17 protein-coding genes and 1 pseudogene are annotated in these 14,440 nt (G+C 36.3%); 15 read left to right on the top strand and 3 right to left on the bottom strand.

The genetic code is table 11. The features are described from left to right. The first annotated feature begins 1 nt into the window (after position 1). The 9 genes from pstA (at position 2) to H280_RS0118590 (ending at position 7,896) form a co-directional block, all read left to right on the top strand. Positions 2 to 868: a phosphate ABC transporter permease PstA gene (gene pstA, locus H280_RS0118630; protein WP_020062644.1), complete on the top strand. Its 867-nt coding sequence runs from the start codon at positions 2 to 4 to the stop codon at positions 866 to 868. Between the two features lie 29 nt (positions 869 to 897). Then, entirely contained in the window at positions 898 to 1,713 is an 816-nt protein-coding gene (pstB, locus tag H280_RS0118625; RefSeq protein WP_020062643.1) for a phosphate ABC transporter ATP-binding protein, read from the top strand. Positions 1,714 to 1,805: 92 nt separating this feature from the next. Then, the gene (gene phoU / locus H280_RS0118620) at positions 1,806 to 2,462 is read left to right on the top strand and encodes a phosphate signaling complex protein PhoU (protein ID WP_020062642.1); all 657 of its coding nucleotides are present in this window, start codon (positions 1,806 to 1,808) and stop codon (positions 2,460 to 2,462) included. 103 nt (positions 2,463 to 2,565) lie between these two features. Continuing rightward, a complete protein-coding gene (locus H280_RS23865) occupies positions 2,566 to 3,216 on the top strand; it encodes a glycosyltransferase family 4 protein (protein ID WP_196810749.1) in 651 nt (216 codons plus the stop codon). A gap of 6 nt (positions 3,217 to 3,222) precedes the next feature. After that, entirely contained in the window at positions 3,223 to 5,580 is a 2,358-nt protein-coding gene (locus H280_RS0118610; protein WP_028411303.1) for a sugar phosphate nucleotidyltransferase, read from the top strand. A 70-nt stretch (positions 5,581 to 5,650) separates the two neighbouring features. Further along, complete coding sequence (gene rpmG / locus H280_RS0118605) at positions 5,651 to 5,800, top strand: 50S ribosomal protein L33 (protein ID WP_012095458.1); 150 nt, start codon at positions 5,651 to 5,653, stop codon at positions 5,798 to 5,800. Between the two features lie 51 nt (positions 5,801 to 5,851). Further along, positions 5,852 to 6,421, top strand: a complete 570-nt coding sequence (locus H280_RS0118600; RefSeq protein ID WP_020062639.1) for a 5-formyltetrahydrofolate cyclo-ligase — start codon at positions 5,852 to 5,854, stop codon at positions 6,419 to 6,421. A 113-nt stretch (positions 6,422 to 6,534) separates the two neighbouring features. Continuing rightward, positions 6,535 to 6,726, top strand: coding sequence for a YqgQ family protein (locus H280_RS0118595; protein ID WP_020062638.1), 192 nt, complete (start codon positions 6,535 to 6,537; stop codon positions 6,724 to 6,726). 192 nt (positions 6,727 to 6,918) lie between these two features. Then, positions 6,919 to 7,896 (top strand): ROK family glucokinase, encoded by a 978-nt coding sequence (locus tag H280_RS0118590; protein WP_020062637.1) that lies wholly within the window; start codon positions 6,919 to 6,921, stop codon positions 7,894 to 7,896. Positions 7,897 to 8,040: 144 nt separating this feature from the next. On the opposite strand, the gene H280_RS25295 is transcribed toward H280_RS0118590, so the two are convergent. After that, positions 8,041 to 8,214 carry a DUF2759 domain-containing protein gene (locus tag H280_RS25295; RefSeq protein WP_020062636.1) on the bottom strand — a complete coding sequence of 58 codons (174 nt, stop codon included), beginning with the start codon at positions 8,212 to 8,214 and terminating at the stop codon, positions 8,041 to 8,043. Between the two features lie 275 nt (positions 8,215 to 8,489). Here H280_RS25295 and H280_RS0118580 point away from each other — a divergent pair, with 275 nt between their 5' ends. Both H280_RS0118580 and H280_RS0118575 read left to right on the top strand, forming a co-directional pair. Beyond that, entirely contained in the window at positions 8,490 to 9,119 is a 630-nt protein-coding gene (locus tag H280_RS0118580; protein WP_020062635.1) for an MBL fold metallo-hydrolase, read from the top strand. An 11-nt stretch (positions 9,120 to 9,130) separates the two neighbouring features. Then, complete coding sequence (locus H280_RS0118575; protein WP_020062634.1) at positions 9,131 to 10,246, top strand: class I SAM-dependent methyltransferase; 1,116 nt, start codon at positions 9,131 to 9,133, stop codon at positions 10,244 to 10,246. Positions 10,247 to 10,405: 159 nt separating this feature from the next. On the opposite strand, the gene H280_RS0118570 is transcribed toward H280_RS0118575, so the two are convergent. Continuing rightward, entirely contained in the window at positions 10,406 to 10,696 is a 291-nt protein-coding gene (locus H280_RS0118570) for an ArsR/SmtB family transcription factor (RefSeq protein ID WP_020062633.1), read from the bottom strand. A 355-nt stretch (positions 10,697 to 11,051) separates the two neighbouring features. Here H280_RS0118570 and H280_RS0118565 point away from each other — a divergent pair, with 355 nt between their 5' ends. The 4 genes and pseudogenes from H280_RS0118565 (at position 11,052) to H280_RS0118550 (ending at position 13,649) form a co-directional block, all read left to right on the top strand. Further along, positions 11,052 to 11,897 carry an MBL fold metallo-hydrolase gene (locus tag H280_RS0118565; protein WP_020062632.1) on the top strand — a complete coding sequence of 282 codons (846 nt, stop codon included), beginning with the start codon at positions 11,052 to 11,054 and terminating at the stop codon, positions 11,895 to 11,897. A gap of 13 nt (positions 11,898 to 11,910) precedes the next feature. After that, positions 11,911 to 12,096: a hypothetical protein gene (locus H280_RS0118560; protein WP_020062631.1), complete on the top strand. Its 186-nt coding sequence runs from the start codon at positions 11,911 to 11,913 to the stop codon at positions 12,094 to 12,096. A 165-nt stretch (positions 12,097 to 12,261) separates the two neighbouring features. Continuing rightward, a pseudogene (locus tag H280_RS0118555) lies at positions 12,262 to 12,513 on the top strand (homocysteine S-methyltransferase family protein); the annotation flags it as partial. A gap of 77 nt (positions 12,514 to 12,590) precedes the next feature. Next, the gene (locus tag H280_RS0118550; protein ID WP_020062629.1) at positions 12,591 to 13,649 is read left to right on the top strand and encodes an undecaprenyldiphospho-muramoylpentapeptide beta-N-acetylglucosaminyltransferase; all 1,059 of its coding nucleotides are present in this window, start codon (positions 12,591 to 12,593) and stop codon (positions 13,647 to 13,649) included. Positions 13,650 to 13,910: 261 nt separating this feature from the next. On the opposite strand, the gene H280_RS23860 is transcribed toward H280_RS0118550, so the two are convergent. Continuing rightward, positions 13,911 to 14,177 (bottom strand): DUF3916 domain-containing protein, encoded by a 267-nt coding sequence (locus H280_RS23860; protein ID WP_269208760.1) that lies wholly within the window; start codon positions 14,175 to 14,177, stop codon positions 13,911 to 13,913. Positions 14,178 to 14,440 lie beyond the last annotated feature (263 nt).

The raw sequence follows: 14,440 nt of genomic DNA, 5'->3' as shown, positions 1-14,440 counted from the left end.
TATGCGAATGCTAAATGAGCGAAACATAGAAGAACGTATGCCTCCTCGCTTTCGGAAAGATCGTGTATTCAGAACTGTATTTCGCATCGCGATGTTATTTTCGCTTTGTATATTAATTTTTTTACTGTACCAAATTTTTCAGCAAGGAATAACATATATTTCATTTGATTTTTTAATCCGTTTTGCATCACGAAATCCAGATAAAGCTGGCATTGCAGCAGCTTTATCTGGAACGATTTTATTTATGAGTGTTGTCGCTCCTACTTCCTTTTTATTTGGAGTAGGAACAGCCCTTTATTTAGAATACTATGCAAAACAATCATGGTTTACAAAAATAATAGAGCTTAATATTCAAACGTTGGCAGGAGTGCCATCTGTTGTTTTTGGATTATTAGGATTAACAATGTTTGTATATGGCTTGCAGTTAGGCGAAAGCATATTGGCAGCCTCATTAACGATGAGTCTTCTTGTCTTGCCGACAGTTGTTGTTGCAGCGCAAGAAGCACTTCGCTCTGTACCAAAAGAGTTGTTAGAAGCTTCTTATGGAGTGGGCGCAACGAAGTGGCAAACGATGTACCATGTTGTGATTAGAGCAGCAATGCCAGGGATTTTAACAGGTTGTATTTTAGCATTATCCCGAGCGATTGGAGAAGCGGCCCCGCTACTTGTCATTGGGGCACTTGCTTTTGCAAACTATGTACCACTTGATGTAATGGATAGATTTACAGTTTTACCGATTCAAATCTTTAATTGGATGAATAGGCCGCAAGAGGAATTTCAACATGTAGCAGCAGCTGGAATTATTGTGTTACTCGTGCTGCTATTGCTTATCAATACTTTTGCAATATGGCTGCGAAATCGTAAGTAAGAAGGAATGGATGAAAGGGGATCTTCAAAATGGTAGCTACAGTAGTAAAAGTTCAGGTGAAAAATGAAGAAAAGGCAGAACCGCTAACAAAAAAGGTTGTATTCGATACGAAAAATTTAAACTTATGGTATGGGGAAGACCATGCATTAAAAGATATTAATTTAAGCATTCATGAAAATGAAGTGACAGCGATTATCGGGCCGAGTGGATGCGGAAAATCTACGTATTTAAAAACATTAAATCGTATGGTTGAGCTTGTACCAATCGTTCGGACAACAGGGGTAATTGAGTATCGGGATCGCAATATTTTTGATAAATCTTATCCTGTTGAAGAACTGCGTACGCATGTTGGAATGGTATTTCAGAAGCCAAATCCATTTCCAAAATCAATCTATGAAAATGTTGTGTATGGTCCGAAAATTCATGGTATTCGCGATAAGAAAACGTTGGATGAAATTGTTGAGAAAAGTTTACGCGGTGCGGCGATTTGGGATGAATTGAAAGATAGATTACATGATAATGCATATGGACTATCCGGTGGACAGCAGCAACGTTTATGTATTGCACGTTGCTTAGCAATTGAACCAGATGTCATTTTAATGGATGAACCAACATCAGCATTAGATCCAATTTCTACATTGAAAGTGGAAGAGTTAATTCAGGAGTTAAAGAAAGATTTCAGTATTGTAATTGTTACGCATAATATGCAGCAAGCAGCTCGTATTTCTGATAAAACAGCTTTCTTCTTAAGCGGAGAAGTTGTGGAATATACAGATACAAATAAGTTATTTACAACGCCAACAGATAAACGTACAGAAGATTATATTACAGGACGTTTCGGTTAAGAGTATTTGTTTGAGGAGGGATTTTCTCTCCTTGTTTATTTGAGGTCTTACCTTATACGGAAGTATGTGGAACGAGTGAAGGAGGAAACAACATGGTACGCGAACAATTTCAATATGACTTACAATCATTACAGCAAAAAGTTATTGAACTAGGTGAGTTAGCAAAACGGGCTCTTGAAATTGCAATGGAAGGATTGCGTACAAGAGATGTAGAGAAAGCAATTGAAGTAATCGATGGCGATTACCGTATGGATAATTTGGAAGAAGAAATTAATGATTTTGCCTTAATGCTCATTACGAAACAACAGCCAGTTGCTAGTGATTTACGAAGAATTTTTGTTTCAATTAAAACGGCAACAGATTTAGAACGTATTGCAGATCATGCAGTAAATATTGCTAAGTCAACCATTCGTCTTGGAGAAAAAGAGGTTCCAGTTTCATTACAAAGCCTTGAAAGTATGTTCAAAATTGCAATAGATATGTTGCAAAATGTGATTCAAGCTTATAGAGAAGAAAACTTAACATATGCGAAAAAGATTGCTGAGATGGATGATGAAGTTGATGAACTGTATGGAAAAGCAATTCGTGAATTTATTTCATCCATCCCAAATAAGCCGGAGTCAATTGGACAAATTACACAACTATCGTTTATTGCCCGTTATATTGAGCGGGTAGCAGATCACGGTACAAATATTGCAGAAAATGTTTTTTATCTTGTAAAAGGGAAGCATTATTTGTTAAATGAATAAGGTTTATTATGAGAGGAATGCAAAAGCATTCCTCTTTTTTAGTCAAAATATGACGAAAAAGTATCATTGTTACTTTCTTGTTGCGGTGATAAGATGGATTATAATGGAATTATTAGAAAACGCTTACTTTTCGAGCGGGATGGCCCCGCTCGAACGCTTGCTAAGAGGGAAAGCTAGGAAGGAAAACAAACCATCCGTAAGAGCCCGATTGGTTCAACTAACCTTTCATGAGGAAGGCTTCTATACCATTATTGAAGCAGCGCCGCAGATTACTCAGTGGTACCCAAAAATTTTATTTATTATTGCAGGTCAAGGAACTATGTTAGAGCAGTATCGCGGGGCTGTACAGGGAATGGGACTGCAATATTCTATCCTTTTTCTCGGTCATATTACAGAAGAAGAGCAGCGAGCATTTCTTCAAAGGTGTGATGTATTATTAATTCCGAGTTTGTATGAACCTTTTGGGATTGTTGCGTTAGAGGGGATGCTCGCAAAGAGGCCAGTTTTAGTTTCGCGTGTGGGCGGTCTGCAAGAGATCATTGTAGATGGTGTGAATGGGTTTCAAATACAACCCGGTTGTTCGCAAAGTTTGAGTGAGAAACTAATATGGGTTATAGAACAGCCAGAAATTGCTCAGCACGTCGCAAATAAAGGATATGAAGATGTTCTTGTTCACTATGATTGGAGTGAAATTGCAAGAACAACCGCACAAACGTATGAAAAAGCAGTTCAACATCATAAATGTGGAGGTTGAATGTCAATGAAGGGGGTCATTTTAGCTGGAGGGAAAGGAGCGCGTTTACGTCCGTTAACATGCAACCTTCCAAAACCCATGTTACCCCTACTACAAAAGCCAGTGATGGAATACAGTATTGAACTATTGAAACAGCATGGTATTCGTGAAATTGCTATTACTGTTCAATATATGAGTTCCGTTATTCAAAATTATTTTGGTGATGGTAGTAAATGGGGAGTGAAGCTATATTACTTTGAAGATACTCCCCCTCTTGGTACAGCGGGGAGTGTAAAACAAGCAGAGAAGTTTTTAGATGAGCCGTTTGTTGTAATTAGCGGAGATGCGCTAACAGATTTTCGGCTGTCGAAAGGAATTGATTTTCATAATAGTCATAATGGAATCGTTACGATGTTTGTTAAAGAAGTAGTTAATCCATCATCGTATGGATTAGTTGTTACCAATCAGTATCACGAAATTGTTAAATATATTGAAAAACCGAGTTGGAATGAAGTTATTTCCAATACAGTAAACACCGGTATTTATATTATGGACCCCGACATTTTTTCTTATATTACACCTCATATGTTTTTTGATTTTAGTCATCATGTATTTCCTTTATTAGAAAACAAACAAGCAATGTATGGATATGTAGCAGATGGATATTGGCTTGATATTGGAACGTTTACACAATATCGCCAAGCTCAATTTGACTTGCTTACGAAGAAAGTTCATGTACCTATTCCATATACAGAAGTGTTGCCGATGGTATGGATGGGAGAAGATGTAACAATTGAAAAAGGAACAAAGATACACGGCCCTGCTTTTATTGGTGAGGGAACAACGGTTCAAACAGGAGCTACTATTGATCCGTATTCTATCATTGGTAACCATAGCGTAATTTCTGCATATACCCGTCTTCAAAAAAGTATTTTACTCGCTCATACGTATGTAGGAAAGCGATGTGAATTAATCGGAACCACAATTGGAGCCAGTACAATTATTGAAGATGGAGTTACTTTATTTGAAAAGAGTGTTGTAGCTGATCATTGCCGGATTGGTCAAAATGCAGTGATTAAGACGAAAGGGAAAGTATGGCCAGAGAAAGTGGTTGAGAGTAGTGCAATTATTGCTTCATCTGGAATTACAGAGCATGAAAATATTTCATGTTTTTTGCAGAAAAGTCGTATATGCGGCAGAAGTAATTTAGATATTACGCCACAAGTTGTCGTAAAGTTGGCGATGGCATATGGTTCTTTATTATCAGAAGGAGCCAGTTTGCTGATTGGTAGCAGTACACATGCGGAAGTGCAAATGTTTAAACATATTTTTTTGCATGCTGTTCATACAGTAGGCGTGCATACGATGGAATGCCAAGGCATGAATGAATCTTGTTTCCGATATGCAACTGGGAAAACAAATGTCGTTGGTGGAGTGTTTTTTTATAAGGCCCAAGATGAGAAGATCATTATTCAATTTTATAATGAAGAAGGAATGGCATTACCATATAAACAGCAAAAAGAGATAGAAAATTTGTATATGGCAGAGTCATTTCGTTATATCGGTATTAAAAAAATTGGTAATAACGAAGTCATAGACGTTTGTTTAGAAACGTATATTGAATCTGCTTTGCAATTTATAGATATAGCTGTTCTAAAAAGACACCATTTTCACCTGCTTATAAATAAGCCAGATGAATTGTTTCAGCCCTTGCTATTATCTTTTTTACAGGAAATCGGCTGCACAGTAACATGGATATATGCTGCGGGGCAAAAAGAACATATTAAGTCATTAATGAAATCGAGCCGAGCAGATATGGCGATTATATTTCAAGAACAAGAAAATACATTTGAATTATATGATACTTACGGGAATATTTATAAAGATACAAATTGTGAAGAAATGGATATTCCGAATTTATTATTTGAAAAAGATGAGGATTTCTACCCATTATCATTAAAATTAGGAGAATGTTACCTTATTTTTTATATGCATAATGAAAATAAGAAATTATTTCAAATGAGATGGCAGCAAGATATTTTATTTCGAGTTGGTAAATTATTGGAGTTAATCGTTCTTCAAGGGAAAACATTGCCAGCAATGTTAGAACAATATCCACCACTATACCTATTATGTGATGAAGTAGTTTGTTCATGGAATGAGAAAGGAAAAGTGTTAGGAATGCTGCTGCGAGACCGGGCACAGCGAGAGTTTGAAGTATTAGAAGGAATTAAATTTACACATGCAGAAGAAGAGTGGTCTTATGTTGTTTCAGATGTAAATCAACCAAAATTTCTCGTTTATTCTCATGCGAGAAACCCAGTCATAGCAAAGGAAAATATGAATACACTTATAGAAAAAATTAGACAATATCAAAAGGTGTAGAATTTTTGTTTTAAAAGTGGTATTATGGTATAGTCTGATTTAAGTTATTAGTGACTGGAGGGAAATAAGAATGCGTGTGAATATTACTCTAGCATGTACAGAATGCGGAGATCGTAACTATATCTCTAAGAAAAACAAACGTAACAACGCTGAGCGTCTTGAGCTTAAAAAATATTGCAAGCGTGACAAGAAGTCTACGTTACACCGCGAAACAAAGTAAGCAGTAGGGATATTTTCCTACTGTTTCTTTTGTATATAGGGGGAATTCCAAATGAAAGAAGAGAAAAAAAGATTACGAACAGAAATATTACAGCGTATGAATGCTTTATCAGAAGAACAGTATACGACTTTATCAGAAAAAATTGCAGATTCTCTATATAAACAACGAGAATGGATTGAGGCTAAAACAATTGGGATTACACTTTCTATGGAACGTGAAGTCAATACATATGCAATTATTGAAAAGGCATGGGAAGAGGGAAAAGTAATTGTTGTTCCAAAATGTAATCGTAAAACGAGAACAATGACATTCCATCAAATTACAAGTTTTGAACAATTAGAAACTGTTTATATGAATTTGCGAGAGCCGGCTCCGTCTATGACAGAAGAAGTATTAGCGGAGGAGATAGATGTGCTTCTCGTACCAGGTGTTGCCTTTACAAGAAAAGGTGAACGTGTAGGGTATGGCGGGGGATATTACGATCGTTATCTTGTGAACTATAAAGGGAAAGCGCTATCATTGATCTTTAGTTTTCAAATTGTTCCTCATATCCCAGTGGAACCATTTGATAAAACTGTACAAAAAATTATTACAGAAAAAGAAATGTTTTCTATTTTGTAACTTATATAGACAAATTAGAAATTGACGATTCTTTTTTATGTTGATTATAATAAAACATGTGAACGTTTTCTTATTATCTTTTTATAGTAAGTAGACATTTAGAGGGTGAAAAAATGAAATCTATTTATGATATTCAGCAATTATTAAAGCGATTTGGAACGATTATTTATACAGGAGATCGTGTTGCAGATTTACAATTAATGGGCGATGAGCTTCGTGAATTATATAAATCACAGCTTATTGAGCCGACAGAGTATCAGATAGCTTTATTTTTATTAAAGCAAGAAATTCAAAAAACGACATAAAAACTTCGCAACTACGCAGTTACTTTATGAAAAACGATAGAAAAGCATTTTTTAAATGGGCGACAGGGAGTAGCTATACATAGAAGCGGTCATGTTGTATTCTGCATAGCAATAATTTATATGTTGAAAAATTAAAATGAATTTATATAGTAAAATTTCTATTGGAGAAATAGAAGAAAGAAGGGGAACGATATGGAAGAGAAATGGTTGGTTGGTGTTGATCTTGGTGGAACAACAATTAAATTAGCATTCATTAATATCTACGGTGAGTTTATTCATAAATGGGAAATCCCAACGAATACAAGTGAACAAGGAAAACATATTACACTTGATATTGCGAAAGCAATTGATAAAAAGTTACAAGAACTAGGTGAGCTAAAAAGCAAGTTAGCTGGAGTTGGGATGGGGGCTCCGGGTCCTGTTCATGTCGCTTCTGGACTAATTTATGAAGCCGTAAACTTAGGATGGAAAAACTATCCTCTTAAAGATTTATTAGAAGTAGAAACTGGTTTGCCAGTTGTTGTTGATAATGATGCAAATATTGCAGCACTTGGAGAGATGTGGAAAGGTGCTGGAGAAGGTTCGAAAGATATCGTTTGTATGACGCTTGGAACGGGTGTTGGTGGGGGTGTTATCATAAATGGTGAAGTCGTCCATGGTGTAAGCGGAGCAGGCGGTGAAATTGGTCATATTACAGTTGTAACGGAAAATGGTTTTGCTTGTAACTGCGGAAAATTAGGATGCTTAGAAACCGTTTCTTCTGCAACTGGTATTGTACGGGTTGCAATGCAAAAAATCCAGGAAACAGATGAAGCTAGTATACTACGTTCGCTGTTAGAACAAGAAGGTCATATTACATCTAAAGATGTATTTGAGGCACTTGCAAAAGGTGACGCATTAGCGGAAAAAGTAGTTGAAAAGGTAGCTTCGTATTTAGGACTAGCGGTAGCAAATTTAGCTAGCACATTAAATCCAGAGAAAATTGTAATTGGCGGTGGTGTATCAAAAGCTGGTGATGCATTGCTACAACCAATTCAACACTATTTTGAACAATATGCATTTTCACGGGCTGTTAAAAGTACAAAACTAGCAATTGCGACACTTGGTAATGATGCGGGAGTAATTGGTGGTGCGTGGCTTGTGAAAAAGTATATTTGTGAAGCAAAGTAAAATGAAGGTAATTACTCAGTCACTCTATGAAAAACCGATAGAAAAGCATTTTTTTAAGTGATCGAGAAAAGAAAAAGGAAGGGGCGCCCTTCCTTTTTTCATATGCTAGAAATCGTGATGTATGTAGAGATTGTAAACAATTGTTTAATGTGTTGGTGGATAGCCATTGTTTAGTACGGTCATGACTGTAAACCATCCAAAAACAAGTACAGTTGCAACGGAAAAACCTCCAGCAAGAAGGTTCTTGTCTCGCAACGTTTTAAGAGAAGAGTATACAGCTAACAGAGTAACTAACGCAAAAATAATAACAAGACCCATACATATCCCCTCTACTCTCTTATTTTGTTTGAGTTTTTGCAATATTTTTTCAGTTTAATTGTACATGTTTTCAATAGGGTTGTCGAGGTTTCGTTTCTTATGGACAGAAAATGTTGTATCATAAAGTGAAGCTTCTATCAGTGGAGGGCGCATTCCTGGCTGATAGAAAGCTCTTATGAATCGAGTATATGCTTGCCCTTTATATTTCTTTATATTTTAAGGTAGGGGTTTTACGGCAGTACAAAAGTGAGTGTAATGACTGGAGGAGATTGAGGATGAATTGGATTCAAATGCCATTAGGGCCATTGCAAACAAATGCATATATTTTAAGCAATGATCAAAAAGAATGTATTATTTTTGACCCGGGCAGTGAAAGAGAAAAACTTGTAAGTTACATAAAACAACAACAATTAAAGCCATTAGCTATTTTATTAACACATGCACATTTCGATCATATTGGTGCAGTTGATGAAGTGCGCACTGCGTTTCAAATTCCAGTGTATGTTCATCAAGAAGAAGCGGATTGGTTAGGAGATGCTACTGTTAACGGTTCGCAAATTTTTATGATGAACCGTAGTATTACGGCAAAACCTGCGGATCACATCATTGAGGGAGAAGGAACATTGACAATTGGTTCGTTTGCGTTTGATATGTTTGAAACGCCGGGGCATTCACCAGGAAGTATTTCATACTATTGCAAAGAAGCAAGTGCCGTATTCTCAGGTGATGTTTTATTTCAAATGAGCATTGGCCGCACTGATTTACCTGGAGGTAGCTTCCAAGAATTAATCATAAGTATTGAAGAAAAGTTATTTGTACTACCTGATGATACAAATGTGTTATGTGGGCATGGTCCAGAAACAACAATTGGCTTTGAAAAAGAAAATAATCCGTTTCTACAATAAGGGGAACAGTGATGGAGTACGTTCTAAAACAAGCGATGGAAAAGGAAGAAGACGGGTCTATTTCTTATAGTACATATATGAGCCTTGCATTATATGATGTAAACAATGGTTATTATATGAAAGAACGTGAAAAAATTGGCAGACAGGGAGACTTTTTTACAAGTAGTAATGTGTCTTCTGTTTACGCAAAAACATTTGCTCATTTTTTTATTCGGCTTGTAAAAGCAGGAGTTGTTGCACCGCATATATGTGAAATTGGTGGTGGAACGGGGAGATTTGCATATGATGTATTACAAGAGTGGCAAACGATATCGCCTGATACGTTTGTAAACCTGCAGTATTCTCTTATAGAAGTGAGTCCATTTCATAGAAGGTTGCAAAAGCAACAACTGCTTTCTTTTTCAAATGTTTCGCAATATGCATCCTATGATGAATTAGGCGCTGCTTTTACAGGAATTGTTTTTTCTAATGAGTTGTTTGATGCGTTTCCTGTAGAAGTAATTGAGAAGCGAGACGATATGCTATATGAGGTACGCGTAAAGTATAACAGTGGAGATGAACTTGTTGAAGTATTGCGTCCGTTAGATAATGAGTACATTGTAAATTATCTGAAAAGATACAAAATCGAGCTGTATAAAGGACAACGATTTGAAGTGCCGTTACAAATGAATGTTTATGTAGAGCAGCTAGCAAGTTGGCTAGAAGAAGGCATACTAATAACGGTTGATTACGGCTACACAAATGAAGAATGGATGCACCCAGCTCATCGAGAAGGAAGTTTGCGAAGTTATTATGAGCATCAACTGATTCGTAATCCTCTTCAACTTCCAGGAGAGATGGATATAACAACTCATATTCATTGGGATGCATTAAAGATTGCTTGCGAAGAACGAGGTATACAAACAGTATGGCATACGAAACAAAGAGAATTTTTGCTTGCTGCAGGAATTTTAGAACAACTTGTAAATCATGAAAATCGTAATCCATTTTCTGATAGTCAAAAGAAAAACCGTGCAATTCGTTCTATGATTTTACAAGGTGGAATGAGTGATGCTTTTGATGTTGTCGTTCAAAAAAAGGGGTTACCAGAATTCAATCTAAATCATTATTTGTATAGTTGTTCATAAAACGAGGCGCAGTGTATAGTTCTGCGCCTCGTTTCGTAGGTAAATACGACATTTTGTTTAGGATTATGTAGTATGTATATATTTTACCTCATGATATATATTTATATTAAAGATATGAGATAAAAGATACATAGTACGCCTTTTGTTTAATTGAATACCCTAACCTAGTAAAACGCGAACTAATTGAATAATTGTTTCGTTTTCTACTTTGTAGTAAATTTCCAATCCTTTTCTTTCGCTTGAAACAATTTTAGCGCTTTTTAACTTCGCTAAATGCTGAGAAATTGTAGATTGTGGCATGTTTAGGCCTGTGTACATTGTAGAAACGTTACTTGGTCCTCGCTCAATCAATCCTTTTACGATACATAAACGCACTGGATGAGCAAGTACTTTTAATAATTCTGCATTGTTTTCATATAGTTCTAATTCTTGTTGAAATGTTTCTAACATATTTTCTCCACCTCCATGTGTGCTGTTATACCATGTACTATACATAACAAAATTTTAAACCAAAGAGAACAGTTGTTGCAAAAAAAATGCTCTAAAGTAAAGAAATTGTAAGAAAAGAGACTGTGATGTAACTAATTTGGATAAATCTAGATATTTTTCCATTAGGATAAAACAGTACTTGTCGACTTTAATAACGAATTTCTAAGTTCTCAATAAAAACGTTTTCAATTATATTACAATCTTACCATATTTTATTTTTCTTTCAACAATAGAAATAAAAAAAATTTTTGATAATTTAAGAGGAATTATATATAGTGATCTGGAAATTAATGGGGTATAGAAAGAAGGGATAGTCATGAGAATAGAATTTTTAGGAACAGGTGGTGCCACACCAACTCCAAGACCAGGGAGTTATAGCAAAGTGAGTAAAGAGGCGAGAGGAAAAGGGGTGCCGTATAGTAGAATGGGACCGAGTGTTTTTATTCATGATCTTAGCCTATTAATTGATACGCCGGAGGAAATACGCTTGCAATTAGAGCGATCTCAAATATTGAAAGTAGAAGCCGGAATATATTCGCATTGGCATCCAGATCACACAATGGGTCGGAGAATTTGGGAAACGATGGCGTTTGAGACGAATAGAGCTTGGGGTACAGCAGTATACATACCAGAGCAAGTAGCAGAGGATATGAAAACATTTTTAGGATTGTGGGATCATCTGCAATTTATGCAGCAACAAGGATGGATTGATGCAATCGTATTACGAGATGGGCAATCTTTTGTGAAAAATAAAATAAAAGTTACGCCATTTCGTTTACATGAACAATATATGTATGCATTCTTATTAGAAGAAAAAGAAAAGCGAGTACTTATTGCAATGGATGAATTATATAAATGGGAACCACCCGCTCATTTAATTGGTAATTTAGATGTAGCTATTTTACCAATGGGAATTGCCGAGTTTGATTGGAAGACGAAAGAGAAAGTAAGAAACCGTGCTTTTATTGAACATATCCGCGAGGCAACGTTTGAAGATACGCTAGAAGTAGCGAAACAATTACAAGCAAAACATACCATTATTACGCACATTGAAGAAATAGAAAACATTGGGTACGATGAATTGAAAGAAATAGAAGCTGAATTACGAGCAGAAGGTATGAACATAACGTTTGCTTACGATACGATGAAAATTGATGTGTAGGGGTGCAAAGTACATGGCTGCATCAAAAGGGAATCCCTATATATCCAAATTAAAAAACCGACATAAAAACCTCGTTCTTTTTAGGGGAGGGCGAGAGCATCTGGCTGTGCATAGAAGCGGTCAGGGGCTTTTCCTGCTACATGCAATGTTTGAAAATAAAGAGCGTAAGCGAGTACAGCTCGTGTTGCAGTCTGCATAACAGCAGCTTATATGTCGAAAAACAAAATGGATATATAGAAACGCAGCTAGATTTTATGGTTTAGACGAGAGACAGGATTATAGAGAAGTATCGTTTTATCTTGAAAGAGCTTCTAAATTCTCAGGTGATATTTTAGAAATTGCTTGTGGAATAGGGAGAATTACTTTGCTATTAGCTCAAGCTGATACAACTCAAAATGGAAATAGTGTAGATGATGTATTGAAGTAGCTTATAGAGTACGGTGCAAATGTGGTCGGATTAAATTGCCAGTTAGGACTGCTTCATATAATTGAATCTTTTAAAAAGATAGGAATTCCTAAGTATGGTTACTTATTTGCGTATCCAAATGCTGGCCTTCCTAAATATGTAGAAGGTCGTTACGTATACGAAGGAAGCCCGGCTTATGTATCGGCTATGGTGTTTGCTCATCCAGAAGCGCGTTATTTCAGTGTGTTATAATTAAGAGTAAAACTTTTACTAAAAGGAGACATACTGTGAAGACGATTATATTTACAGGCGGGGGTTCTGCTGGTCACGTTACGCCGAACTTAGCGCTTATACCACATTTTCAAAAGAGCGGTTGGAAGGTGTGTTATATTGGTTCACATAATGGAATCGAAAAGGAAATTATTGAAAAAGAAGGGATTCCTTATTATGGAATAGCGAGTGGAAAGCTTCGCCGTTATTTTGATTTAAAAAATATAAAAGACCCTTTTCTTGTTATGAAAGGGGTTATGGATGCGTATTTCCTTATTCGAAAGCTAAAACCAGATGTTATTTTTTCAAAAGGCGGCTTCGTGTCTGTACCGGTTGTAATTGGTGCGTGGCTAAACCGTGTTCCTGTCTTTTTACATGAGTCTGATATGACGCCTGGGCTTGCAAATAAAATTGCTCTTCGCTTTGCTTCAAAAATATTTGTTACGTTTGAAGAAGCGAAAAAACATTTACCGAAAGAAAAAACAGTATTTACTGGTTCACCTGTGCGAGAAGAGGTATTGCAGGGAAGTAGAAACAAAGGACTGCAATTTTTACGATTCACTGCATTAAAACCAGTTATTACGGTTATGGGAGGCAGCTTAGGAGCACGACGCATTAATGAAGCAGTACGCGGTGCATTGCCAAACCTCCTGCAAACCTATCAAATTGTTCATTTGTGCGGGAAAGGCAATATTGACGAAAAACTTGAGAATACACCGGGATACAAGCAGTTTGAATATGTTCACGATGAACTTCCTGATATATTAGCGGCAACTGATATTGTCATTTCTCGTGCAGGATCCAATGCGATTTTTGAGTTTTTAACATTACAAAAGCCCATGTTATTAATTCCTCTTCCAAAATCTTCGAGCCGAGGGGATCAAATTTTAAACGGACAGTCTTTTGAAAAACAAGGATATGGACGTATGTTATTCGAAGAAGACATAACAGAAACTTTGTTAATTGAATATGTAGAAGAACTGTATAAAAATCGTTTGCAGTATAAAAGATCGATGCAGAAATATAACGGACAAGAAGCGTTGCAAACGATTATTGATTATGTAACGAAAGCATGATTTCATAGAAATCATGCTTTTGGGGCTGTTTATATATATATCCAAATTAAAAAACCGACATAAAAACCTCTTTCTTTTTAGGGGAGGACGAGAGCATCTGGCCGTGCATAGAAGCGGTCAGGGCCTTTTCCTGCCACATGCGGTGTTTTAAAACAAAGGGCGCAAGCGAGTACAGCTCGTGTTGCAGTCTGCATAACAGCAACTTATATGTCGAAAGATTAAAATGGATTTATATAGAAGGCTGTTAACACCTTTTTTTGCTTAATCTAGTTCGCCTATAAACCATATTTCTTTGTCATTGTAATCAGGATGAGTAAAAATTTCTGTATATCCTTTTACTTGTAATTCTTTAGGTATATGTAAACCGATTTCTTTTTCGATATCGCGTTCCTGTGGTAATGAAGCCCACTGTGGTCCATCCATGTATCTACCTAGAAAGCCTTCAAAAAATCGTTCTATCCCTTGTTTGCTGAATACAATTAAGATATTAGAAGTGTGTAAGTTAGGAAAAGAGACACCAAAATAAATGAGGCCACTGAAAAACTCACGTTTTTTCAGCTCAAAAACCGGATGTGAAATTAGAAAGGCGACTTTTCGTTCAAAATGGAACGAAAAGTCGCCTTTCTTTCTATTCTTTTTTTACTTTTCTTCCTTTTTTTCCTTCATTAAGGTCATAATTCGTTTTAAATTGACGGCAAATATAGCCATCGCACCTTGCATTCGCATACCAATGAGACCCGAGGAAGATGCTACATCATACCCGTGTCTGTGCTTCAGTTCACTATTTTTCG

This window comes from Bacillus sp. 123MFChir2 (assembly GCF_000383235.1).
Lineage (GTDB): Bacteria > Bacillota > Bacilli > Bacillales > Bacillaceae_G > Bacillus_A.
The sequence above is the reverse complement of the archived record's forward strand: the minus strand, read 5'-3'. Positions and strand labels throughout refer to the sequence as shown.